Annotated in this window: 20 protein-coding genes; 13 read left to right on the top strand and 7 right to left on the bottom strand. The window is 43.8% G+C overall.

The genetic code is table 11. From position 1 onward, the window contains the following. Positions 1 to 400 precede the first annotated feature (400 nt). The 3 genes from ACVA58_RS20255 to ACVA58_RS20265 all read left to right on the top strand — a co-directional run bounded on the left by ACVA58_RS20255 (position 401) and on the right by ACVA58_RS20265 (position 3967). Positions 401 to 1687, top strand: a complete 1287-nt coding sequence (locus ACVA58_RS20255) for an L-lactate MFS transporter (protein WP_446512176.1) — start codon at positions 401 to 403, stop codon at positions 1685 to 1687. A 114-nt stretch (positions 1688 to 1801) separates the two neighbouring features. Then, positions 1802 to 2608, top strand: coding sequence for a tetrahydrofolate dehydrogenase/cyclohydrolase catalytic domain-containing protein (locus ACVA58_RS20260; protein ID WP_446512177.1), 807 nt, complete (start codon positions 1802 to 1804; stop codon positions 2606 to 2608). Positions 2609 to 2797: 189 nt separating this feature from the next. Further along, on the top strand, positions 2798 to 3967 hold the full coding sequence (locus ACVA58_RS20265; RefSeq protein WP_446512178.1) for a DUF3179 domain-containing (seleno)protein: 1170 nt from the start codon (positions 2798 to 2800) through the stop codon (positions 3965 to 3967). Positions 3968 to 4054: 87 nt separating this feature from the next. Here the strand turns inward: ACVA58_RS20265 and ACVA58_RS20270 are convergent, their stop codons facing one another. After that, positions 4055 to 4966, bottom strand: coding sequence for a LysR family transcriptional regulator (locus ACVA58_RS20270; protein ID WP_446512179.1), 912 nt, complete (start codon positions 4964 to 4966; stop codon positions 4055 to 4057). Between the two features lie 203 nt (positions 4967 to 5169). Here ACVA58_RS20270 and ACVA58_RS20275 point away from each other — a divergent pair, with 203 nt between their 5' ends. Beyond that, positions 5170 to 6075, top strand: coding sequence for a S1/P1 nuclease (locus ACVA58_RS20275; RefSeq protein ID WP_446512180.1), 906 nt, complete (start codon positions 5170 to 5172; stop codon positions 6073 to 6075). 169 nt (positions 6076 to 6244) lie between these two features. After that, positions 6245 to 7135: a homocysteine S-methyltransferase family protein gene (locus ACVA58_RS20280; protein ID WP_446512181.1), complete on the top strand. Its 891-nt coding sequence runs from the start codon at positions 6245 to 6247 to the stop codon at positions 7133 to 7135. Positions 7136 to 7188: 53 nt separating this feature from the next. Here ACVA58_RS20280 and ACVA58_RS20285 read toward each other — a convergent pair whose 3' ends face one another. Beyond that, the gene (locus ACVA58_RS20285) at positions 7189 to 7554 is read right to left on the bottom strand and encodes a hypothetical protein (RefSeq protein ID WP_446512182.1); all 366 of its coding nucleotides are present in this window, start codon (positions 7552 to 7554) and stop codon (positions 7189 to 7191) included. A gap of 295 nt (positions 7555 to 7849) precedes the next feature. Between ACVA58_RS20285 and ACVA58_RS20290 the strand changes: the two genes are divergently transcribed. The 3 genes from ACVA58_RS20290 (at position 7850) to ACVA58_RS20300 (ending at position 13221) form a co-directional block, all read left to right on the top strand. Then, positions 7850 to 8392 carry a glutathione peroxidase gene (locus ACVA58_RS20290; RefSeq protein WP_446512204.1) on the top strand — a complete coding sequence of 181 codons (543 nt, stop codon included), beginning with the start codon at positions 7850 to 7852 and terminating at the stop codon, positions 8390 to 8392. A gap of 467 nt (positions 8393 to 8859) precedes the next feature. Next, positions 8860 to 11517, top strand: coding sequence for an ExeM/NucH family extracellular endonuclease (locus ACVA58_RS20295; protein WP_446512183.1), 2658 nt, complete (start codon positions 8860 to 8862; stop codon positions 11515 to 11517). Positions 11518 to 11793: 276 nt separating this feature from the next. Next, positions 11794 to 13221: a diguanylate cyclase gene (locus ACVA58_RS20300; RefSeq protein ID WP_446512184.1), complete on the top strand. Its 1428-nt coding sequence runs from the start codon at positions 11794 to 11796 to the stop codon at positions 13219 to 13221. A 12-nt stretch (positions 13222 to 13233) separates the two neighbouring features. On the opposite strand, the gene ACVA58_RS20305 is transcribed toward ACVA58_RS20300, so the two are convergent. Both ACVA58_RS20305 and ACVA58_RS20310 read right to left on the bottom strand, forming a co-directional pair. Further along, on the bottom strand, positions 13234 to 13923 hold the full coding sequence (locus ACVA58_RS20305) for a YrhK family protein (RefSeq protein WP_446512185.1): 690 nt from the start codon (positions 13921 to 13923) through the stop codon (positions 13234 to 13236). A gap of 141 nt (positions 13924 to 14064) precedes the next feature. Further along, positions 14065 to 14769, bottom strand: coding sequence for a DUF4336 domain-containing protein (locus tag ACVA58_RS20310; protein WP_446512186.1), 705 nt, complete (start codon positions 14767 to 14769; stop codon positions 14065 to 14067). A gap of 406 nt (positions 14770 to 15175) precedes the next feature. Here ACVA58_RS20310 and ACVA58_RS20315 point away from each other — a divergent pair, with 406 nt between their 5' ends. Next, positions 15176 to 16036: a DMT family transporter gene (locus tag ACVA58_RS20315; protein ID WP_446512205.1), complete on the top strand. Its 861-nt coding sequence runs from the start codon at positions 15176 to 15178 to the stop codon at positions 16034 to 16036. Positions 16037 to 16043: 7 nt separating this feature from the next. On the opposite strand, the gene ACVA58_RS20320 is transcribed toward ACVA58_RS20315, so the two are convergent. Next, positions 16044 to 16319: a hypothetical protein gene (locus tag ACVA58_RS20320; RefSeq protein WP_446512187.1), complete on the bottom strand. Its 276-nt coding sequence runs from the start codon at positions 16317 to 16319 to the stop codon at positions 16044 to 16046. Positions 16320 to 16557: 238 nt separating this feature from the next. Here ACVA58_RS20320 and ACVA58_RS20325 point away from each other — a divergent pair, with 238 nt between their 5' ends. Next, positions 16558 to 17493 carry a LysR substrate-binding domain-containing protein gene (locus ACVA58_RS20325; protein ID WP_446512188.1) on the top strand — a complete coding sequence of 312 codons (936 nt, stop codon included), beginning with the start codon at positions 16558 to 16560 and terminating at the stop codon, positions 17491 to 17493. Positions 17494 to 17633: 140 nt separating this feature from the next. On the opposite strand, the gene ACVA58_RS20330 is transcribed toward ACVA58_RS20325, so the two are convergent. After that, complete coding sequence (locus ACVA58_RS20330; protein ID WP_446512189.1) at positions 17634 to 19619, bottom strand: bifunctional metallophosphatase/5'-nucleotidase; 1986 nt, start codon at positions 19617 to 19619, stop codon at positions 17634 to 17636. Positions 19620 to 20230: 611 nt separating this feature from the next. Here ACVA58_RS20330 and ACVA58_RS20335 point away from each other — a divergent pair. The 3 genes from ACVA58_RS20335 to pepT all read left to right on the top strand — a co-directional run bounded on the left by ACVA58_RS20335 (position 20231) and on the right by pepT (position 23960). Then, positions 20231 to 21091, top strand: a complete 861-nt coding sequence (locus tag ACVA58_RS20335; RefSeq protein WP_446512190.1) for a MurR/RpiR family transcriptional regulator — start codon at positions 20231 to 20233, stop codon at positions 21089 to 21091. A gap of 189 nt (positions 21092 to 21280) precedes the next feature. Beyond that, positions 21281 to 22642 carry a C4-dicarboxylate transporter DcuC gene (gene dcuC / locus ACVA58_RS20340; protein WP_446512191.1) on the top strand — a complete coding sequence of 454 codons (1362 nt, stop codon included), beginning with the start codon at positions 21281 to 21283 and terminating at the stop codon, positions 22640 to 22642. Between the two features lie 76 nt (positions 22643 to 22718). Continuing rightward, complete coding sequence (gene pepT, locus ACVA58_RS20345) at positions 22719 to 23960, top strand: peptidase T (RefSeq protein ID WP_446512192.1); 1242 nt, start codon at positions 22719 to 22721, stop codon at positions 23958 to 23960. Between the two features lie 92 nt (positions 23961 to 24052). Here pepT and ACVA58_RS20350 read toward each other — a convergent pair whose 3' ends face one another. Next, entirely contained in the window at positions 24053 to 25540 is a 1488-nt protein-coding gene (locus tag ACVA58_RS20350; RefSeq protein WP_446512193.1) for an alanine/glycine:cation symporter family protein, read from the bottom strand. Positions 25541 to 25823 lie beyond the last annotated feature (283 nt).

Consider the following 25823-nt stretch of genomic DNA (forward strand, 5'->3'; position numbering starts at 1 on the left):
TTACTATCAATTTATCTTTAATTTATGTTTTTATGAATAAGTATTGTTGATTAATATTTGGACAAATTTACGTGCATTCTTCAAACTTTTTCTTACCAAGAATGGAAAGTTAGATTGCACTATGTCGATGTAGACGATTTAACACTGCGGTTTAACCGAGTTGTTTGAAGTCTGTTAAATTATAAAAAAACCATTAAATATTAAATTCATCAATAGCTTATGGTGTGTTGTTTTATATGTTTTATAATCTTAAAAAAACGCCTAATTTCATTTTGTGTGCCATTGAAAATCTTTATTTCAGCATTAACTTTTAGTAATGCTGGCGATATTTCGTCATTATTTTTCTCACAATTAATTTCATATAGGGTATGGCTGTCTTCGAATTTAGGTAACTCAAAAAATGAAAACAGCACAAGTGAAAAACCGCTGGCTAATTGCGCTCGCTGCGGTAGGTATTCATATTTCCATTGGTTCAGTTTATGCGTGGAGTGTATTCTCCAATCCGCTTCATGAGGCTTTTGGCTGGGATTTACAACAGATCTCGCTGACCTTTGGTATCGCTATTTTCTTCCTTGGCGCTTCGGCAGCTGTTATGGGTCATGTGGTTGAGAAAAAAGGCCCACGCTTTACTGGTATGATTGCTGCTACTTTCTTCGGTATAGGTATTGCTGGCGCAGGTGTCGCTGTTGCGATGGAAAGCTTATACATGCTGTATTTCAGCTACGGTGTATTGGCAGGTATCGGTCTTGGTATGGGCTATGTCACGCCGGTATCGACGCTCATCAAATGGTTCCCTGACCGTCGTGGTCTAGCCACTGGTCTAGCAATTATGGGCTTTGGTTTCGCTTCAATGATTGCAAGCCCAGTTATTCAAGCACTGATTAGTGCTGTGGGTCTGTCTTCTACGTTCTATATCATGGGTGCAACATACTTTGTTGTTATGCTATCTGCATCGCTTTATCTAGAGCGTCCGCCAGAAGGCTGGAAGCCAGCTTCTATGGTAGAGACTAAAGAAAACGGTGCTGTTGCTAAGAAACCTGCGGGTGACTTGAACCAATCAAGTGCCAATGACGCAGTACGCACGCCAACGTTCTGGGGCCTATGGGTGATGATCTTCATTAACATCACTTGTGGTATCGCAATTATTTCTGCGGCATCTCCAATGGCTCAGGAAATTGCTGGCCTTACGGCAATGGAAGCGGCAACTATGGTCGGTGTTATGGGTCTTCTCAATGGTCTTGGTCGCCTGCTATGGTCTGCAGCCTCTGATTATCTGACACGCCCAAATACATTTATGCTGTTCTTTGTCATCCAGATTGCTGCCTTCTTTATGCTGCCATCGCTTTCTCACGCACTGGCATTCCAAGCTGTAGTCTTCGTTATCATGACGTGTTACGGCGGCGGTTTCTCTACGCTACCTGCTTACATCGGTGACCTATTTGGTACCAAGCAGCTAGGTGCTATCCACGGTTATGTACTTACTGCTTGGGCGCTTGCTGGTCTATCTGGTTCATCTCTAGCTGCATTTGTGCGCAACCTTACCGGTAGCTACACCATGACGATGTATATCTTCGTGGGCATCTTGACAGTGGCACTGGCTATTTCTGTTGTGATGAAAGTACACGTAGCGAAAGTGCTACGTGCTAAAGAACAAGAAGCGGTTGATGTGACCCCCGTTACTGCATAATCTGTAGAGATAGGGCAATTTTGTGACAACAAACACATTTTAATTGTCCTATCTCAATGTTGAAGTAGAATCAGTTGGTTATAAACAAGAGATTCGTCACAAGCAGTAAGTAATATGAAAGCAGTAATTAATACACTTTATGAAGCCAAGTTGGCTGAGCTTAAAGATACAATAGATGCAGACAGCGTTCCGGTTCAACTGACTATCGTTACTGTCGGTGATGATCCTGCTAGTAAGGTCTATGTGAGAAACAAGGTTCGCCTGTTTGAAGCGCTTGAGCTTCCTTGCCATCACATTATCCTGCCAGAAGACGGGACAACACAGGCCGATCTTGATGGCTTGGCTGCGAAAACCGATCACCCGATCTTATTCCAATTGCCTTTACCTAACGGTTTGGAAGCTCCAGATCTACCGGCTGCTGTTGACGTCGATGGGTTTGGTTCTGAAGCGCTCGGGCAATTGGTATTAGGGCAAAACCCAGTGCTTCCATGCACAGTGCAAGCGGCGATTGATATTATCGAGCTACATTGCGGTGAGTTTAGCTTCCCGGGTTTGAAGGTTGCTATTCTGGGTCGTAGTAACATTGTTGGTAAGCCTCTGGCGATTGAACTGATTAACCGCCAGAGTACGGTGTCGAGCTATAACAGCCGATCAGATCTAGCGGTGGTTGATTGGAATAAGTTCGATGTTATTGTGGTTGCAACTGGTTACCACGGTACATTGGATAATACTCAGTTTATTGAAGGTCAATTGATCATTGATGTGGGTATTAACCGTATTGACGGCAAGCTGGTGGGTGATATTAAACACCAAGATGGCCATCTATCCGATGCGGCGATTACACCTGTACCGGGTGGAGTCGGTCGCTTAACTTGCCTGAATGTACTGGGCAATGCAGTTAAGCTGTGCCAATCTAAGTAATTGCTTCAACAGTTAACATACCGTTGTGAAGGCGCTACGCAGGTAGCGCTTTTTTTGTGCCTGTCACCAGACACTCTGCGCCGATATACCAAAGCTGGTATATCAGCGATACAGGTAGCGTGATTGCTGCTTTTTTCATCTATTTTAGAATGTGCTCATTACTTCACTTCAGTCTGTTGGAGGCGATAAATGAGTGATTCTCGAAAGATAAGTAACATCCATTTTTATATTGTTGCTGTTGTTACGGCGTTCTTTTCTATTTTCTCAGCAGTAGTTATGACCGAGCCGGGCCAAAGCTTGAATCTGCCGCGTAGTTGGACAGTAGCGTACTACCACTACAGTGAATATTTTGTGGCTCTGAACTTAGCTATGCTGGGCTACCTTTGGTATCTGCATTCGAAAGTAAGACTGTGGACGAACCGTGCAATGCGCTGGTCTACCAAAGGCGTTATTGTATGCATGATTGCGGCTAATTTCTTATTGAGTTTATTATTTCCTCCCCAGCAAACGGATGCCGTTTATGTCACGGTTGCAGAAGCTAATAATCAGCTACGCAAAGAAGAAATTATTTATGCCGTCGAGATAAATGGTGAAGTACGAGGCTACCCGCGTTCTCACTTGGGTATCCCGCACATTGCTGGCGATAATATTGGTGGGAAAGCGGTGGCGATGACATTCTGCGGCCTGAGCAATTTGCCTGTTGTTATCGGTCAAGACATTGGCCATGGTGAAAAATCAGACCTTGGTATCCTTATTCAAACCCACAACAACTTGGTAATGGTCGATCGCAACTCGGGGGATCTTATTCAGCAAATCACGATGGAAACGGAATTTGGTGATTCCAATATCAAGCAATACCCCAATACTATGATGACCTGGGAAGCATTCCAGGAAGTCTACCCAGATGCCGAGGTGTTTATATACGCGTTTGATCGTTGGATGGATAAGGTGTTGGTTAAAGCATTTGATAAGCCCATGAAGAAGCAGTTTGACCCTGAGCGAGGAGCCATTTTTCCAACGTTGGATATGGCCGATGAGCGATTAAATGCTAAAGAGCAGGTTTGGGGTTTTGATAACGCAGGAGAGCAAATAGCCTTTACCCATGAGTTTGCCAAGAAAAACCCAGTCTATGAATTTGAAATGGCAGGAAAACCTTATGTGCTGGTATATAGCGAAAAATACGACATAGTAAGTCTCTTCAGTCTAGAAAAGGACGGGCAACGGGTGGAATTTAATGAGATTAACTTCAAGGGTGAAACAGATTCTGAGTCTGGCCGCTTGGAGCAGATACCAATGCACAACGGTGTATTCTGGATGGTGTGGTCACATTGGTTTCCAAGTACCGAGTTGATGGGCTAAACAATATGCCGGTTAAAGGTGAGGGAAGTGCAGAGAAAGAAAATGCGCTTCCCTTCTTCGTTTCCGGCTGTCTACTCCCACATTCATTCATTCATCAGCAGAGAATACCCCCCTGACCAGTTCTTCCAACCATAGGTATTTGGCGCTACGGAATTGGTTATTGTTGAAGGTTAGGGAAATTTGCATGGTTAGCTTGTCCTCTAGACCGGCAAACTCAATGAAGGAAAATTCATCAGGAGATAAGCTTGCCAACGAGGTTTTGGGGCAGATGCAAACCGCATTGTTTTCTTTGATATATCGAAGGACGTTGCTTAGGTATTGGCTTCTTAATTTGGGTTGAAGTACTGTTCCTTCTGGAAACAATTGCTGGATTAGCATGTACTGATTATTCAGGTCAGGCAAGATCAAACCGGTAATAGGGTAGTCTAGTATGGACGCAATAGGGACGCTTCTATCTGCAAATTTATGGCTGCTTTTACAAATCCCTCCAACCAATGTTGCTGCAATTGGGATTTGCCTGAGAGCTTTGGGCACATCGATAGGGTAGAAACTGATCCCGGCATCAAGTTCCTGGTTGATTAACTGGTTGACTGTCGCTGAACTGTAATTATGAATTTCAATATCGAGGTTTGGGGCCTCGTGGGTGATGGCTTCAAACAGGGCGTAACCATGGCTTTCAGAGAGGTAACTGTGCAACGCAATGCGAAATATGCCGGTTAATTCGTTTGGCTTGAAATCCTCACCTTGTAAAGTGCTGGCTAGCAAAGAGAGAGCCTTGGGAAGTTCATTCTCTAAGCCTTGCGCTTTTGGCGTAAGTTTTAATCCTCGCGGTTGGCGAATAAACAGTGGATCGTCAAAATGGCTCCGAATTTTGACTAATGCTCGGCTAACGGCGGGCTGGCTGATCCCCAAACGCTCTGCGGCCTTGCGAGTGTTCTTTTCTTGCAGTAGAACCACCAATACTTTGAGTAAATTTAAATCGAAATTGTCGAGTTGCATGTCCCGCCTAATATCATTTTTTATTGTCGGTATTAATCCTAGCTGATGCTGCTGAGAACGTTTTGTATGATAAATAGACGTTTTTGTATGGGTTAATCGATTACGTGCTCAATTGAATGCTTATTAAGGATATTTCCTTGACCATGGCTATGAGGAGGAGCAAAGTTAGCGCCGAATGTAACAGAATGTAAATATGGTCGATTATGAAAAAAATCACTCTTGCTACCTCGGCAATGGCAGCCTTGGCACTGGCTCCAACTTCAGCTTTGGCGTGGAACTACCAAGGTCACATCACGGTAGCGGAAATTGCTTATCAGAATTTGGATGACGCGGTAAAAGTGCAAGTGGATGAACTTGCAGGTAAGGCTTATCAGTCGATGCCTGAAGATGTTCAGCAGAAAATGGACAGCTTTGAAGGCGCGAGTCAGTTTGCAAAAATAGCCATGGTTCCCGATCTTATTCGTAAGGTGCCTGCTGAGCAGGTTTGGCAACAAATGGGCGAAACAATCCCTTCGACATTGAATCAGTGGGATGAAAAAGAAACAGGTGCTTGGCATTACATCAACCAAGCTTATCCGGCAACCAGCCAATGTGACTTTATTCATACTCCTAATATCAAGTTAGTTGCGACTTACTTGTTTGAAGACTACAAACAAAATCCGCAGGCTGCGAGCTTGATGTTTATGAGTCACGTTGCTGGCGATTCACACCAACCAATGCACTCGATCTCTCAAAGCCTGAGTGACAATGCGTGTGTAACGGACTTAGGTGCTAACAAGCACACCTTGGATGTACCGCAGAAAGATCTTCACCACCTTTGGGATAGCGGTATGGGAATGCTAGATAAAACTCATAATATTCATGATTTTGCTGCATCACTTCAGCTGGATTTCCCGAAAGGCAATATGGAACTAGGCAAGGTAGCAAATGTCGATCTGTGGCTTAAGGAAAGCTATGCGTTGGCTGACTTTGGGTACAGCGTCGAGAAAGACTCAAAGCCATCAAACGTGTATTACCAGAAAGGAACAGAATTGGTTAAACAGCGACTGACTCAGGCGGGTTACCGTTTGGCCGATGAGCTTAACGCAGCTTACGCTGTAAGCCACTAATGTGCTGAAATCCTAAATAATAAAATGTTGATTTATCCCAAAGGGATAACAGAATCCGAGTATATTTGATGTACTCGGATTTTTTATTTTCATTCTGAAAAGTTTCAGGACAAAATTGGTTGGCATTATGGTTCAATACAATCAGTAGTTAAGTTGTATAGGATCTATCATGAAGAAAGTAACCATACTTGACGGTGGAATGGGGCGTGAGCTCAAGCGTATTGGCGCACCGTTTTCACAACCTTTATGGAGTGCCCAGGCACTTATTGAATCCCCTGAGTATGTCTGTCAGGCGCACCAGCGCTTTATTGAAAGCGGCGCTGAAATCATTATTGCTAATAGTTATGCTTGTGTCCCTTTTCATTTAGGGGAAGCTCTGTATGCCTCTGATGGTCCACGTTTAGCTTGTGAGGCCGCTGCTATCGCTCAGTCTACTGTAGCAAAAAGCGATCGAGAAGTACGTGTAGCCGGTTGTATTCCACCTGCTTTTGGGAGTTATCGACCGGATCTTTTCAACCCCGTTGAGGCCGTCGGTATTTTTACTTCTCTTTTCTGTGTGCAAGACCCGTATGTTGATGTTTGGATCGCAGAAACTATCTCTAGCCTTGAAGAGTTTGAGGTGATTCAAGCTGTTCTGAGTGACACGAATAAACCATGTTATTACGCCTTCACCCTTGATGATACAGAAGGGGAGGGTCGGTTAAGGTCCGGTGAGCCTGTCAGTAAGGCTGCTAAACGAGTATGCGAAGTGGGCGGAGCCGGTATTTTCTTTAATTGCTCGGTGCCTGAGGTCATGGAGCAAGCGATTAAGGAGGCCAAAGCGGTTACTGATGGTTTTAATGCGGATATAGAAATTGGCGCCTATGCCAATAATTTCACGCCAATAAAGTCTGATCATCAGGCTAACGACACCTTACAGGCAGTACGAGAGCTTTCCCCGAGTGATTATGTAGGCTTTGCTAAGCGCTGGTATCAAGCTGGTGCGACGACGATTGGTGGCTGCTGCGGTATTGGGCCGGAACATATTCATGCTTTGGTAAAGTGGAGAGATGCGCTTTAAAGGAGTAATATTCAGTCATCTCGTCCACCTTTCCAAAAATGCTAGGCTTGGTATTAGTTGGTAGGCTTTAGCAGCTGACCAAGGTAGCGAACAACATGCGCCGCGTCTTGCGCTGTGGTGTTAATTTTAGCGATGATCGCATCGGCGCGCTCATCGTCTTTATTAAACATCAGCTTTACTTTTTCATTCATCGCTTGGGCATTTTCAAGCTTCTGCTTACAGTCTTCAAACAAAGCCGTTAGAAATTCCATATCGACTTCACCGCCTTTAATGAACATGTCAGCCGCAATTCGGTATACGGTGTGGAACTTGTTGGCCATGTCCTTTTGGTTTGTCTGACCTTCTTTGGCCCAGTCTTCTGCCCAACCTTTGAAGATGATGGCGATTTGAGGGTTTGGAATAATGTTTACTTGTGGCATTCGAGCTGTCCTTCGGCGTGATACTGCGATTTTAACAGGCCAAGTGTAATGGAGCAGGCGATAGGGTTAAAGGGATAGGGCGGTATATGCTTAATTTACGAGCAACTTGTGATCAGTTAATCGGGCAGATGCGTACACAAATGTATGTTTTGCATCTGCAATTTTATTGCCTTATAGATATTAGGAGTTAGTCATGAATCAACACCAAGACAAGGATCAATGGTCGATTACATCACTTCACCTATCTCAAAGTCAAAAAAGTGATCGGGTACATCGTTTAACATTAACCGCAGGCATGATTGGTACTTGTATTTTGGCCGTGATATTGGCATCAGCTCAAGCCAAAGCGGAAACACCGGCAGAATGTGGGGATTGGATGAATTACCAACTCAATAAACTTAACTCAACAGAGTCAGTACAGTTGTGTGAGCAATTCGCCGGCCAGGTGTTAGTCGTTGTTAATACCGCTAGCCAATGTGGTTTTACCCCTCAGTATGAACAACTTGAAACTGTCTATCAGCAATACAAAGATCAGGGCTTTTCCGTTATTGGTTTCCCTTCTAATGATTTTAATCAAGACAGAGGCAGTGAAGAAAATACAGCTAAGGTTTGCTATCTAGATTATGGCGTGACTTTTCCTATGATGGAGCGAACGCATGTAAAAGGAGAAAAAGCGAACCCAGTTTTTCAGGAGTTATCAAACCAATCGGGAATATCGCCTAAGTGGAATTTTTATAAATATATTATCGACCGTAAAGGTAACGTCGTTGCGGTATTCTCTAGTAGAACAAACCCTACAGATTTAGCAATGGTCGATGCTATTGAGAAAGCATTATAGCTGAAACGATGACGAACTAAATCAATCACAACCATTATTAATCATGACTACCCATCAATATATTATGATGGGTGTCAGATAGCTTCCCTTTATTATGTTACGCTGTCACCCCGTGTTTTCTATTATGATATGAGATCCATTTTTGTAAAGGAGACTATCGCCAATTTTTCCACTGCACTTATTGTCCTTTTTTTCAATTGGTTGTGTTCATTTTTGCGAGCGATATTTGTATCCATATGTAACTCTGTGCACTTGTGTCAGAAGTTGAACAAAACTCCCGTTTCATCGTCATTAAAATTGATATTTGTAACACTGATATATAAGAATAGGCTTGCTCATAAAGATTAAGTTCAAATTAAATTCAACTTTATTTTTATTCAATAATTATTCACTGAGCATTTATTTATATCAGTTGTATAGCCTGATTACGTAATCGTATTAGGGTTATCTTATATCGGAGTTTACACATGACACGCATGAACACATTAGCTGGGGCTATTGCTCTGGCCTTAATGTCATCTTCTGCATCTGCACAGCTATTAATAACGGAATATGTTGAAGGAACCAGTAATAATAAAGCTGTAGAGATCACAAATTTATCGGACTCTGGGATTAACCTCTCAAAATATAGTGTTCGATTAGCAATGAATGGTGCAAATTCATTTGGGTCAACTATTGACCTGAAAGACATTAATTTAGCCGGTGGTGATAGCTATGTACTTCACCACAGTTCAGCTGCACAAGAGATTAAGGATGTCGGTGATCAATCGTCTGGCAGTCTGAGCTTCAATGGTGATGATGTCGTTGCTTTGTTTGATGGTGATGTGCTGATTGACAGCTTGGGCCAGCTAGGTGTGCGAGAAGATTTTGCCAAAGATGTGACACTGCGTCGTGACCCATCAATCACCTCAGGTAGAACAGACGTTGAAAATGATTTTGACGTTGATCAGCAGTGGACTACTTTCCCAACAGATATCTTTGACGGTTTAGGTTGCAGCGGCCTTGACGCCTGCGATGGTTCAACCCCACCACCGAACCCGTTTGTTTGTGACATTGATAAACTGATACCGATTTATGATGTACAAGGTGATGGTGACCGAAGCCCATTAGTACCAGAAGGCAGTTTTGAAAGTCCTGAAAAATACTTTGTAAGTGGGGTAGTCACAGCCAGAGGTGAAAGCTTGTACAAAGGCTTCTATCTACAAGACCCACATGGCGACGGTAATGAAAATACCTCTGACGGTGTCTTTGTCCATTTAGGCGGCGGCGCTGCACCAAAGGATATCCAACCGGGCGCGGAAGTGTGTGTCGAAGCAACAGTCAAAGAGTATTACGACAATACCCAGCTTGATGTGCGAAATAGTGCTTTTGAAGTACTGAGCACCGATAACCCAATTCCTGCACCTACACGATTCCGGGTTAAAGACGGGGAAGAACTGCATACCGCCTTGGAGCGACATGAAGGTATGCAGGTTTTACTCGATGCTGACAGCCCGTTGGTGATCACCCGTAATTTCAGCTTTGATTATGCGTCATACCGTAACAACATGATGTTGGCGCTTAACACTCCTTTGTATAACCCCACCCATCTATATGCGGCAGAAACTGAAGCGGCTAAAAAACAAGCGGCTGAAAATGCCATCAGCCGTGTGTATCTTGAATCTGACTATAAAGCCAAAGACGGTGAAGTGCCGTGGTTCGATAACTTTAACCCTGTCGATGGCTACCTTCGCATGGGCGATAAGCTCACCGGCCTGACCGCTATGGTGGGCTACAGTTACGGCGAATATCGTTTAGTCACGACTAATACTATTGGTAGCGGTGATTTGTTGCGCTTGCCTGAAAACGAAAGGGTCGATGAACCTCTAACTTCAGAAGAAGATGGCCTCAAGGTTGCTGGCTTTAATGTATTGAACTATTTCACATCATTTGCAGAATCTGGCAACCCTAACTACATGTGTTCAGAGGCGACAGTAAGCCCGAGTGATAAGTGTTATCGCGGTGCGCCTTCTGAAGAGGAGTTTGTCCTTCAGCAAGCCAAACTTGTGAATGCGATAGTGGCGATGGATGCCGATATTGTCACGCTAATGGAGCTGGAAAATAATGGTTTTGATGAAAACAGTGCGCTTGAATCCTTGGTTAATGCAATCAACGATGCGCAGGCTGATAAGAAAGATCATTACCGAGCTGTAAAAGTCCATAAATCTGATCTGACGTTTAAAGATGTACCTGGCTTTGAAGGTGTTGAATATTTCGGTACTGACGCCATTACTGTTGGCATCATTTACCGCCATGACAAAGTGAAGGCGAAAAACCAGGCACAACAAATCATGCTTCCTGAGCAGCACGCGCCACTTGATAACGGCGGTGTGAAGAGTGCTTACCAGCGCCATGCCATGATGCAAACCTTTAATATTCCTGGTGAGACCGATGATCTAACTGTGATCGTCAATCACTTTAAGTCTAAAGGCTCATCGTGTTGGGAAGATGACGTCATCTTCGTTGATAATGAGGATGTGCAGGGCAGCTGTAACAACTTTAGAGTTTCAGCAGCAAAAGTACTGGGTGAAGCCGTTCAGAATATCAAAGGTGACGTATTGGTAACGGGGGATTTGAACTCGTACGGTATGGAAGATCCTATTCTGACTCTGACTTCATTTGATGATGCGGATCGCGGTGGCAAAATCTTCACGGCTTCACACACAACACTTGGTGGTGAAGTGTACGAGCAAGAAGGTCAACTGGTTGAGAAAGGTTATGGCTTGGTGAACCTGAAACACAAAACGGATTACAGCTATAGCTTTGAAGGTGAGTTGGGTAGTTTAGACCATGCGCTTGCCAGTCCCTCATTGGTTGATAAGGTGGCTGCGGTTGAAGCTTGGCATATCAATGCGGCTGAGAGTAACTTATTTGAATACAGCAGGGAGCATACGGGGGATTTGGAAAAATCCGATAATATCTACTCGTCTTCTGATCATGATCCTATCGTTGTGACCCTGTCATATAACGATACCGATGATAAAGACTCAGGTGAAAATAGTAACTCTGGTGGTGGTGCCAGTGTACCTGTGTCTATGTTGTTTGGGTTAATGTTGGTGGCTATTTTGAGAAGAAAGCAGCAGTAATCTAATTCACCCTTCTAATAAACAACCGGCATAATGCCGGTTGTTTTGGTCAGTAGATGACGAATTACCTTTGGTGGTATGCAAGAAAAAAAGATATCTAGCTCGCCATTATACCAACCTACATAAATATTTGATAAACGATAAGAGTAACAATGCGATGTAATCTTTAGTAATGGTTATCAACCTTATCTTGACAAGCTGATACATTGCTTTTAAATGTAGCTATAGAAAGCACTAACTTTTTACCAAATACTGTAAAGGAACAAGTGGATAGCTATGCTGTATGAACTCAAGGAAGAACCCACAGATCTGACAACATTAATCAGAGGATATGAGCATCTTAGCCAAGCTGTTGTTGTCGCATCTTTAAACCGGGAAGTCTTGGGGTTAAATCAAAAAGCAAGAGAGCTTTTTGGTTATACGGCAGAGGAACTGTATAAGCAAAGCACTATCGTGCTTTACTCTGAACCCAAAGAGTATTATCGCTTAGGTGCAACTAGGTACTATTTAGATGCAGATGCCAAGTCGCGTGGTGAGTCAATAACGGTGAAATATAAAACCAAATTTGGTGAAGAGTTTATAGGTAAAACTTATGGAGGGGTTGTCAAAGACGAATATGGAGAAAATATTTTTTTCGTCGCATTGATTTCAGATGAGTCAGTACGCTTGGCGGTTGAAGAGGCATTAAACAAGCTTCACCTTATTACATCGTCAAGACATTTAACGTTTAAACAGCGTGTCGACGCCATTCTTAAGCTGGGGACTGAATTGTTTGGTTTGCCGATTGGCATATTCAGTGAAATAAATGGCAACCAGTATGTGGTAAAACAAGCTGTTCACCCAGATAATAGCCTTGAAGAGGGCATGACCTTTGACTTATCTGGCACATATTGTAGTCATGTCATTAAGGCCAATGATGTACAAGGTTTTAATCACGTATCATCAAGTGAAGTCGCCTCTCATCCGTGCTTTATTAATTTTGGCTTAGAAGCCTATCTTGGTACGCCGATATTTGTTGATGGTACACGTTTCGGAACACTTAATTTTTCAAGCCCAGAACCGTGTCGGCCATTCGTCCGTCAAGATTACGAGCTAGTAAAATTATTCTCAGAGTGGGTTGGTCATGAGATAGGCCGAAATAATGATATAAAAGCGTTAGAACGCGCTAACGTGCAAATGAAGATTATCGCTAATACCGATCCTCTCACTGGGTTAGCGAATAGAAGATCTATCGAGCATACATTGCAAGATCTCATAGATAGCTCAAAGCGGCTGGATAGACAGCTATCAGTTGCCATCATCGATTTTGACCATTTCAAACGCATTAACGATCAGTATGGGCATTCAGCCGGTGATCAAGCACTTAAGCTCTTCAGTGAGATTGTTTCTTCAACAAGTAGGCAATCAGGCCTTTATGGCCGTTGGGGAGGAGAGGAGTTCCTTGCCATCTTGCCGGACACTGACATAAAAGGGGCTGCCGTTATTTTGAAAAGAATAATGAACCAAGTCAGTATCACTTCATTAGAATCTAAAGGTTCAGTGTTTAATGTGACTGTCAGTGTAGGGTTAACGTCCCTTAATGTAGATGATGTTATGGATACCGTTTTGAGCAGGGCTGACAGCCTTATGTATAAAGCAAAACAAGGTGGTAGAAACAAATTGTTTCACGATGCCATTAATTCGGCAATAAAAGCGAACTTCTAGATAGATAAATAACTAGCTTTGCTCTTCAGCTTCGATTATTTGACGACGAATGATGAGGAAAGCTCGCCAGTAATTGGTTAGTCCACCAAGCAGAAAAAGGACACTACCGATAATGTATTGCCACGCTAAGTAGCTGAAGAGTTGATGAGAGTCATGTGCTGTATCTATATGCCAAAGATAGGGGACAGAAGCGACAAGAAAGAGAACGGAACCCGTAACGAAGGTGATCGCGGTAAGGTTCATTAGTTGCAATGTCACGATGGTGCCTTCATAAATAATCCGACAAACGTTGATGACAGCACCAAACATAAAAAGTCCACTGCCTATAATAAACATCCATGCGCCAGCGGTTATCATATCGACTTCTTCGAGGAAGAATATACTTCCAATTGTGAAAAAGAGCGAACCTGAAAAGTAAGCGAAAGAAGCGGTAAATTCTAACCGCAACTCTTTGCTAAGTTTGCCGTTATTAATACGATAGGCGTTTACTTCTAATACATCGTGTAAAGCAACTATGAGATAAAGGATCGAGCCAATAACAAATAAAGCGGCCCCGATGTCGACATATTTCTCAAAGCGGGGTAGGAAGCATATACTCCCTAATATAAAAATTATCCCACCTATTTTATAGACAATGGCATTGAGTGACTCCCACAAAAACTGTTGTTTAAGTTCGGGATTTTTATGGACAACATCGTGCATTCGTTCTCTATTGACAAACAAGTGTGGCATATTGTCATGGACCTCAAAATGGATGTTATTTTATCCAGTGCCAACTGGCGCTTACTACAGTCTAGCCATGAAGAGGAAGCGTACCCACAAAAGTGGTTGATTGCTGAGACATTACTGATTTGAATGAGAAGGGTTTAACCAAGCAAAAGATTTGCGTAAAAAGACGGATGCGCCATTCTCTACAATTTCACCATGCGCCATAATGATTCGTTGCGGCTCCCATTCAACCATTCGCAGGTAATGCTGTTCGGCCTCAGCTTTATGGAACATGAAGCTCATTCTCCAATCAATAGGGGTTTTACCGTTTGGCGAAAGAATGCCGGCAAACTTAGCAAACATGCGTTGTACGCGAGTAAAATCTGTTGGCGGAAAATTTTCAATCAAATCGGTCAATATTAAGGATTTGGACTCTCGATGCAAAAACACGGCTTCTTCCATTAACTTGGAGCCGGTAAAGAGAAGCGTATTAATCTCTGTTTCCCAAGGGTATAAACCACTAGAAGTAAGCTCAGATAGAAAGCTAAGGTCACTTCGCTTCTTTATCACCTCTCGCGTGCCATAGGTTGCGGCTGCAGGGTAGGCTTCTTGCCACTCTTTTAAAAACAGATGATGTAAGTGATTAGGGGCAATGAGGTATTGTACTTTCCCTAGTGAATCCAATTGTGCTTTTAGCGATTCGGTTAATTCAATTGGACTATGTACCCACAATGTTGAATCAGCGAGTTTGACTACCGTCATTCGAGTAGAAAAGGGCAGCAACATAAAAGTGACTGACTTACCATCAAACACCCACAGTTTTTTACTGATCTTTTTCATTGTATTTGTCCCTTAATAACCTAGTTCCATTGATGTTCTTATATCAAAATGAACAAAGGGCTAGGTCAAGCTATTATAATCAAAGGTTTACCCTACGATTAAGTGGTAGTTGGACGGTAAGGCTCTTCTTTAACGCCATGTGATAGAACCAGTTTAATCATAAATATAGGTGCTAGCCACTCAATAGACTGCACTTTGCGAACAGGGGAACCCATATTATGATTACCTAGAAAAGGATATTGGCCAACTGATTCAAAGTAACCAGTAATGATATGCTTGCCCCTTTATTGGCTAGTATTTCTTTCTAAAACGACTCATATGGAGAGTACTTTCCATATGAATACTTAATAGGCTGCTTTCATTGCAAAAATCGACACTGCACAGTTCTCCACTGTTAAGCTCGCCCCTGAAAACCGCTTTTTTAGTGAGTATCGCTATGCTGGCATTTGCGGGAAACTCCATATTATGTCGATTGGCGTTAGCTGAAGGGCTTATTGATGCAGGTAGTTTCACACTGATTCGGTTGGTGTCTGGTGCGATCACGCTGGTGGTAATAACGCTAGCAATGCACTCAAAGACAGCTTATTTACCACCTAAATGGAAGAGGTCTGATGTTGTCGGCGCGATGATGCTGTTTGGCTATGCCGCGACTTTTTCTTTCTCATACGTGAATATAGCTACCGGGACAGGGGCCTTGATCCTTTTTGCTTCAGTCCAGTTGAGTATGATTGGCTTTCATATTTTTAGTGGCAATAGAATGCAAGTTTGGGAGTGGGTTGGGGTAGGTGTATCTCTTGTTGGCTTTGGTTATTTATTGATCCCCAATGCGACTAGGCCCGATTTTTTCGCTGCAATATTAATGGTTATCGCAGGTATGTGCTGGGCAGCCTTTACTATAATGGGCAAGCAATCAACCGAGCGACCTTCAATACTGACCATGTCTATCAGTTTTTTGTTGGCATCCCTGATCGCAGTGTTAGTTGTCGTGCTCGTCCCTTCATCAATGGAAATAGAGCGCATAGCAGTTCGTGGTGCTCTGCTGGCCGTGCTTTCAGGGGCGGCGGCTTCGGGGATCGGTTATGCAATCTGGTATGCTGTGTTGCCGACTCTATCGATATTGAAGGCATCCGTTGTCCAGCTCTCAGTACCGGCCCTGGCAAGTCTTGGTGGGTGGTTAGTGTTGAGTGAGGCTATCACGGTATCCACCGGGATCTCGACACTGCTCATTTTGGGAGGGATTGCCTTGGTGTTTGTGGCGCGAGATTAACCTCGCTCTATTTCACCCGCAGTAAACGATACCTAACACCCTCAAGATGAAATACTAATACCTGCGAGACTTTCATATTCTCGACACTATTAAGCATATCGTCATCGAATTGCTTCTTCGCCATCCATTGTAACGGCTGTTTGAAGCTGTCTTCACTGACCACGAATGACTCGTCTTGTAGGGTGCTACTGCGGATATTGATGACCCAGACGCGGGATTTGAAATCGAGTACATCAATGGCTGCGGATTTAAAGCGTTGCCAAAGGGAAGAGGGTTTGTCCATGATTGATCTGTTGCCGCGGCTGAGGTTAACGCCTAGTGTAGCGTGCATATAAAGATGAGGCTATCGGCTTCTGATGGTGGGCGGATTGGCCCTTGTTGGAACTGGATCTGTTCCATCGTTATCATCCGGGAGGTCATGAATATTCTTATTGGTGGATCATAAGCCTTGTTGCCCTAGTTAAAAACGCTATCATAATTGATAATTTATCAAATATTATTTGAATATAAGGCTGGCAACAATGCTCATTCAAGATCTCGAGGTGGTGTTAAAAGTTGCGGAGTTTCGCAGTATTACCGCAGCAGCAACTAGCTTGGATATGCGTGTGGCAACGGCAAGCGCAGCAGTCAAGCGGGTAGAGGCTTCCCTTGGTGTGGAGTTGTTTGTGCGTACAACGAGGCAACTTAGGGTGTCACCCGCCGGTGAGCGCTATTTGCCCCAATGTGAACAAGCATTGCAGATGTTAGATAGCGCAAAGCAAAATGTGCGTGATGATCTTGATGTGATCGATGGTGAGATAAGGATTGCGTTATCGTCCGATTTGGGAAGAAATGTCGTTACGCCTTGGTTAGATGAGTTTCTTGCTAATTATCCTAATGTTGCTCTGCGAAGCAATATTAGTGACAGTAATATCGACTTTTACCGAGATTCTGTCGACATGGCGCTTCGTTATGGCTCACCGACCGATGCCAGTATGTATGGCTTCAAAATTTGTAATGTACCGCGCTTGATGTGCGTTTCAACCATTTACTTGGAAGCACACGGTGCGCCTAACACGCTGGATGAGCTTAAAGCACATAATGGGCTTTTCTATCAACTACGGGACATTGTGCAAGATGAGTGGCGCTTTACTCATGGCGATGAAATTCATAAGTTAAGACTTAAAGGTAATCGTTCATCTAATGATGGCGATTTAGTTAGGCGTTGGTGTGTGTCAGGGAAGGGAATCGCCATTAAATCATGCCTGGATATGGCAGATGATTTGCTTAATGGGCGGGTGGTCAACGTGATGCCAGAGTATAGACCGACCCCAACCGAGCTGTGGTTGGTATGTCCGAGTCGCCAGTCAATCACACCAACAGTGCGCTTGTTGCGTGATTTCCTCAGAGAGCAAACACACAATGTACTGTCACAGTTGGTTGATGCTAAGGTTTTAGACAAGAGCGTATTCAAGTAATTCGTGATCGAGCCTGCTTGTGTTGAGCTAGGTAGGCGTATTTCTTCGGTATCTATATGGAGTTGGTATCCGGCATTACTTAAAAAAAGAGGATGGCTAATGCCATCCTCTTTTTAAACAATATGACTCAAAGAGTAATATTAGTTCGCACGGTTAAGTGTCACTACGTTGTAGTTTAGCGGCTTAAGTGTCGGCATATTTTCTGCGATGTAGTCGATAACAGCTTGTGCATCGGTGTTACAGCGGAAGTTGTCTGCCTTACAGTTAGGCGCTTCACCTTCATAGTTAACTTTGAAGCGGCCATCTGCTTCGACGATGTTCTTCACTTTGAAGCCAGTTAGCTTACCGTCAACATAAGCAAGGTCTACACGGTCAGATGATTTTTGCTGAGCTTTGAATAGCGGAGTCCAGCCATCGTTACCGGTTGCGTTATAGTTGTTAACTGCAACGTTGTAGGTCTTGTTGTCTTCAATCGGAGTCCAAACTGGTGCATCAGCCGTACCCGTCATCACTTCAACGTAATCCAGCTTACCGTTTTGGTAAGGTGTCGTTTCAGTGTATTGGTAACGGATATGGCCACCGTATGGGAACTTACCAGCGTGAGCACCTTCAGGTAGAGTGGCAGATACCGTACCGTCGATCAGTTCTTTGATGTATTTACCTTGTACCGGTACAACAGACATAAAGTTAGAGAACGGTAGTAGCTCTAGTGAAATGTTACCTTCACGGTATTCACCCGCTTCAATGTTGGTACGGATACCGCCCGCACCAATCAATGAGAAGTCAACTTCCATGCCAGTAACCGCAACCACTTCTGGTGAGTTAGCCCAGTAGTACTGACCAGCAGCCAAGATAGGGGCAACATCAGAGCCGTGTGCATCGGTACCGCCGTCACCTGGGCGACGCTCGTGGTTGATCTCTTCAGGAACCTGCGCGATTACCTTACCGTAAGCTTCGTTAACCGCTGGCTTGTATTTGGTGTCGATGATCTGGCGCATTACCGCTTCTTCTTCGGTAATGGTGATGTTGTCTTCACCTTCGATGAAGTTTACGACAGAAGCGGTCTCGTTTGAGTTGAACTCGCTACCCGCTTCACGCAATGGCGAATGGAAGTACTCATCGTTGCTTAGCAGTACGTTTAGACCTGCACAGTTTGTTACTTCGCCATTGGTATCAAACGTAACGTCTAGCTGGCCGATAGCCTGTGCATATTCACCCGCTTGAACAACACAAGTCTGGCTCTGGCCGTTAGGGTTTGGAACCATTTGCGCGTATTCGCCACCATTGTCATGGCCCAGGTTGGTGAAGTCACCCAGGAGGGTATGGGAGTGACCACCAACGATCAGATCAATACCGTTAACCTGCGATGCAACATCAACGTCTACCGCGTTACCGATGTGGGTTACAGCGATGATGTTGTTGATGCCTTTAGCGTGGAACATATCAACGGTAGCCTGAGAAGACTCGACCATGTTGTGGAATTCTACGTCACCGGTATTAGGGGCGATGTTTGGCATATCGTCTAAGGCGATACCAAATACCGCAACGATATCTTTACCTGTAGGAAGATTATCTAGGTCAGTGATTTCAGTTTTCTGATTGCCGTCGAAAGCGAAAACTACGTAAGGTTTGAGGTTGGTTTGATCTTTTAGATCCGCATCTTTGCTGGCGTCGATGTTAGCAGCAAGCACAGGGAAGTTGATGTCGCCGATAAACTGGTTAAGTTTTGCATTGTTGAGATCAAACTCGTGGTTACCCAGTGCCATGGCATCAAGCCCCAAACGGCTTAGTAACTCAGCATTCATTGCTCCTTCATTTAGCTTGAAGTAAGCGCTGCCTTGCCATGCGTCACCGCCATGAAGGAAAAGGAAGCTTTGGTCATTATCTTCAGCCGCTTTCTTATACTCATCAGCCATGGTCTGCAAGCGAGGAAAACCACCAAACTCGTTGTAAACCAGCTTGTTTCTTGCCCAGAAACTGGACTTAACAGGATCGAAGTTGGAATGCGTGTCGTTGATGTGTGCGACAGTAAGGGTAAAAGAGTCACCTGTTTCAATTGTGGACTGAGCACAACCAGCCAGCGCAGTTGCGACAGAAAGCGCGATAAGAGGCTTAGTAAACTTCATTTGATAACCTATTTATAGATATTGAAAAGCCTTTGTAATCAAGGCTTACGCACTATATACGAGATGAATTGGAGGAGCAATTACAAAAAAATGGCAGAAAATGTCATCTATTTGTAACATCGCAAACGATTAGGCGATTATTTTGCATGTTATTGAATAAAAAGGGGGAAAGATAACCAATGAAAAGTCAAGTGTGAGTACAAACTTGTAACCAAGTGTATGGGTAAGTCGGGTGGTGAATAATTGAGCGATACATTGATGGTGAATTGAACAGCAATGCTCGGTTGGGAAAAATATCCCATGGCGAAGTTAGTACCTTAATGACTAAATTGATGTAGCGCAAATTAGTAGAGGTATTACAGATACCTCTAAAGAGTTGGTCTTAAAAAACATGAAATAAAGAAAGAAAAAAATAAAATTGCTTTTAGTATGGCCATTCACTGTTAATTTTGTGTGACGGAATAATTGATAAATATTTAATGTTTGACAAGGTCGTGTATTGCTTAAGCGGGTGATCACAAAATTATGCTGGGAAAATCGTATTCCCTTGCCTATTTTTGCTTTGAGTGGAAAAATTTCCCATAGAAAATGATATGCGGGAAATAAAACCCATGAATAAACAAGAGTTCATTAATACGGTGAATAGATTTGATTCATATACAGCGGCAGAAAAACGTATTGCGGCTTATTTTATGGATCACTACACCATGTTACCTTTTGCAAAAATAGATGAACTCTGTAAACAAATTGGGGTGGGAAAGGCGACTCTTGGGCGTTTCTTACAACGATTAGGCTTTAGCGGTTTTATTCCATTTAAAAAAGAAGTGTCAGATGATTTGGCACAAACCTTAACAATACCTATCGAGCGTTATGAGTATCATGCACATGAGCAGCCGCAAGATTCGACAGAGGGCTTATTGGCGAATCATTACCAAGAAACAATCGATAATGTAGATAAGACATTTACTCGCTTATCAGAACAGGATTTTGAGTCTGCCATGGTGTTGATGCGCCATACCAAAGGCAAGCTTTATGTCATGGGAAGTGCGTCATCAGAAGCCTTGGCTACGTATTTCTACCTACTTGCAAGGTACTTACGTAAAGATGTCGTACTGCTCAAAGCGGATATCTCAACCTTACCGCATCAATTGGTAGATGTGTGTGAAGACGACGTATTATTGGCAATTTCTTATCACCGTTATTCTTCTATTACCATTAAGTTGGTACGTTGGTTCCATGAGTGCGGCGGTCACAATATTTTAGTGACTGATCAACCGGTGAACCCATTCGTCTCATATTGTGACGTGCAGTTTATTGTGGAAAGTGCGGGGAGAGGTTTTTTCAATAATCGTGCTGCTGGATTTGCTCTGATAGAAGCATTCATTAAAGGCCTTTCACAACATCAAGAAAAAGATAATCGATTTAAACGAATAGAAGGGCTGTTCGACGAATTCAGTGTTTTTAAAAACTAACGTTCTATCATTTATTGTTAATTTAAAAATTTCATTTATGAAATGATATCGATTTTAACAACGCTTCAAATTGTAGCGGGATACTGATCGGGATATATATTATAAACTCGCGATGTATTCATGCTTATTTAAACGCAAAACCATTTTAAATAATTTCTATTTTATTTATCTCCATTGAAGGGGTTTTTAATGATTACATACCTTGCTCTTCCATCAATATTTGGTGTCGGATATTTTATTGTCAAAAAATATAACACCCAAGCGGTATTATTTTTGGCCGGTCTGTCGATGATTGCTTTAGGGGTGATAAGCGGGAACACCGACTTTATGCCAAAAGGTGGAGCCCATACCGGTTCTGTTGTTGTTGATTTCTTCGAAGTCATTAAGGTCATTTCATCAACCACGCTAGCCAAGTTGGGTTTGATTATTATGGCTGTGGGTGGTTTCTCCAAGTACATGGGCCATATCGGTGCTGCAAATGCCATGGTGCAGATTGCGACTAAGCCGCTGTCTTATGTCAAAAACCCTTACGTGGTATTGGCAATGGCTTATATCATTGGCCAGTTGATCAACATCTTTATTCCAAGTGCGACTGGTTTAGCCCTATTGCTGTTGGTGGCTATGTACCCGGTCTTGGTCGGAGTAGGTTGTAATCCAGCGGCAGCAGCGGCGGTTGTGGCGACCACGGGGTGTTTAGATCTTGGCCCTGCGTCATCGGCAGCGAATAAGGCAGCAGAAGTATCAGGCATTGATGTTGCCACGTATTTTGCAAGTTACCAGCTACCGGTTTCACTTGCGGCAATGGCTGTTATTGCAGTGCTTCATTTCTTCTGCCAGCGCTATTTTGATCGTAAAGATCAGGAGAATGGCGTGATTCATGAATTCAACCTTGATTCTAAAGATCAGCGTGAAGCGCCAAAGTGGTTTGCCATCCTACCAGTGCTTCCTTTGATGCTGTTGCTGACGTTCAGCAAATTTGCCATTACTTCAATCAAAATGGATGTAGTTACAGCGATGTTTATTGCCCTGTTCGTTTCAATGGTGTGTGACTTCATTCATACCCGAGACGGTAAAACGGTAGCCGCATCACTGAAAGTGTACTTGGAAGGCATGGGTAACGTGTTTGCTGGTGTTGTAACGCTGATCATTGCCGCGCAAGTTTTCGTTGTTGGCCTAAGTGCAATTGGTTTTATTGACCTACTACTTAACTCTGCTGCAAGCATGGGACTGGGTTATTCAGCAATGGTTGTGATGCTGGTGGGTATTATCATTACTATCACCATGCTATCGGGCTCGGGTAACGCAGCATTCTTTAGTTTTTCTAACCTAGCGCCGGACGTCGCTTCTCAGGTAGGTACTGCTGCTGCGCATGTAGCATTGCCTATGCAGCTATCAGCGGGTTTGATGCGCTCAGCATCGCCGGTAGCCGGTGTTGTCATTGCTTGTGCCGCTGTTGCCAACATATCGCCAATCGAATTGGCAAAGCGTACCGCGATCCCAATGCTTGGTGGTTTGCTAACGGTGATGATTTGCTCACAAATCATTGTTTAAGAATGATTAACAACTAATAACAATCATACGGCAGATGTTTCGTCTGCTGTATTTTCGATTCTAATCGGAGCTGAAAATGAACATTGTTGAACGTTTTATCAATTATACCCGCATCAATACTACGACCAGCCGTGACAAAGGCGCAGCTGGTATCATGCCTTCTTCGCAGGGGCAGATGGAATTAGCCACTTTGCTTAAGAGTGAACTTGAAGCGCTTGGCATGGAAGATATCATTCTTAGGGATACTGCGATTCTTACTGCTACGCTGCCTACCAACACCAACAAAGCTCTGCCAACTGTCTCTTTCTTTGCTCACCTTGATACCAGTGCTGAACAGACCAATGATACCCAAGCGAAGATCGTTCCGTATCAGGGTGGGGACATTGTGCTGAATGAGGCATTAGATATCGTGCTGAAAGAAGACGAGTTTCCTGAGATAGCCCAGTATCAGGGCCAGGAGATCATTGTTACTGACGGAACGAGTTTATTAGGCGCGGACGATAAAGCGGCTATTGCCGCTATTATGCATGCCCTTCAGGTACTAACAAGTAATCCTGAAATTGAGCACGGTCCTGTGAAGGTCGCGTTTTTACCTGATGAAGAACAAGGGCTGCGCGGCGCAAAAGCGTTTGATGTCGAAAGTTTCGGCGCTGATTTTGGTTATACCCTCGATTGTTGCGGTATCGGTGAATTTGTTCATGAGAACTGGAATGCCGGTAATGCCATTGTGACCTTTACCGGCCAATCGGCTCATCCTATGTCGGCAAAAGGGAAGCTGAAAAATTCATTGTTGATGGCCCATAAGTTCATCGCCATGTTGCCACCGGGTGAAGCGCCGGAATATACCGAAGGAAGAGAAGGGTATTACTGGGTTAAAGAACTGGCAGGTAACAGTGCCAAAACTGTGTTGAAAATGGATATTCGTGATTTTACCAAGCAGGGTTATGCGCACCGTATGGCATTCTTGCAGCAATTAGCTGATGGTTGTCAGGCGCTTTGGGGAGAAGGACATATTGATATTGACCTCTCTGACCGCTATGAGAATGTTGCTAACAGCTTGGAAGGTGACGCAGGATTCCCTATTGATATAGCCACAGAAGCTTATCAGCGTAACGGTATCGAGATGAAAGCGGTTCCAATGCGTGGGGGGTATGATGGGGCGGTGTTGTCGCAAAAAGGCTTGCCATGCCCGAATATCTTTACTGGTGCCCACAACTTCCATTCCATATATGAATACTTGCCGGTTAAGTCGCTGCAAGCGGCCAGTGATGTTGTGGTTGATGTGATCCGTATTACGGCTGAGAAGCTAGCGAAGTAAAAGAGAATAGCGAAGTTAACTGTGTGACTTCCACATAAAAGAAAAGAGCCAGCGTATTGAAGCGCTGGCTCTTTTTTTCATCTTAGAAAAGATTACTTGCTGGTAGCGGCTACTGGTTCAGTACCTTCTGGGTGCCATGCACCCTCTAGGTCGTCTAGTTCTGGGAACTTAGAACGGTCGAATTCAGGTGTTTTACCGGCTTTAAGCTGTGTTTCGTAGTCTTTGATAACCTTGATAGCCAGCTTAGATAGCATTACTAGAGCAACAATGTTGATTAGCGCCATCATACCCATAGAAGCATCAGCCAGGTTCCAAACAACTGGAAGTGATGCGACAGAGCCAAACATTACCATCACAAGTACACATAGACGGAAAGCAAATAGCCCCTTCTTAGTGTTACCGTTCAGGAACATTACGTTGGTTTCAGCGTAGCTGTAGTTAGCAATGATAGACGAGAAACAGAACAGTAGAATCGCTGCTGCCATGAAGTATGTCGTCCAGCCACCTAGCTCGCTTGTTAGCGCTTGCTGAAGTAGGCTGATACCTGTTGCTGCGTTTGGCTGATCCATCACGCCACTTAGCATGATCATCGCTGCAGACGCTGAACAGATAACAATAGTATCAACAAATACACCTAGCATCTGAACAAAGCCCTGTGAAGCAGGGTGGTTCGGATTTGGTGTTGCACTTGCTGCAACGTTAGCTGCAGAACCCATACCTGCTTCGTTTGAGAAGAGACCACGTGCGATACCGCTCTGCATTGCTTGAGCAATGGTATAAGCCACACCACCTGCCGCTGCTTCCTGCCAGCCGAACGCGCTCTTAACAATCAGAGAAATAACCGCTGGAAGTTCAGTGATGTTCATGATCACGATGACCATTGCGATAGCAAGGTAGCCGATTGCCATAACTGGAACAATCTTCGCTGATGCAACTGCAATCTTGCGTAGGCCACCCATGATGAAGAAGGCAGAGAACGCAACAATCACTACACCCATAATGGTTTGGTCAAAGCCGAAAGAGTGGCTTAGTGCGTCTGTGATTGTGTTTGCCTGCACGGCGTTGAACACGAGACCAAATGCAATGATTAGGAACACTGAGAATAGTGAACCCATCCAACGCATACCAAGGCCTTTTTCCATGTAGTAGGCTGGGCCACCACGGTATTGACCATCAACATCTTTGGTTTTGTAAATCTGTGCCAGCGTCGATTCGATGAAAGCCGTAGACATACCGAATAGGGCAATCAACCACATCCAGAAGATTGCACCTGGACCACCCACAGTAAGTGCGACTGCAACACCAGCCATGTTACCTGTACCTACACGGGCTGCCATTGATGTACAAAATACTTGGTAAGAGCTGATACCGTTATCAACTTCTTTACCGCTTTTTAGGACATCAATTGAATGGCGAAATTGGCGAATTTGGATAAAGCCGAGACGTATAGTGAAGTAAATACCGACTGCTACCAGTAGGTAAACAAGGAGTTGGCCCCAAAGTACACCGTTAATTGCGCCGATGACGGTTTCCAAACCATCGTTCAGCGAGGTCAACCAAGTTTCGTTTGTAACACTCATACTAATTTCCTGTATATGACACTCAACCAATTAGCTGTTGGTTGAGTAAATTGAAACGTCCATTTACATGACAATTCATGAATATGATTCTGAATTTATATTTGTTATTTGCTAGTCGATCCCAGCTATGTGTAACTTGTTGAAGTTACAATTGTGAAACATAGAATCAGGTGTTTCATCTGTAGACGGGGCCGTAAGTTAGCACGAAATCCGTCTAAATCAGTGTGATGCATATCACGTTTTTTAAATGGTAAAGCTGCAAAATACACTTGCAGTATAGATG

This window comes from Photobacterium sp. DNB22_13_2 (assembly GCF_052873915.1).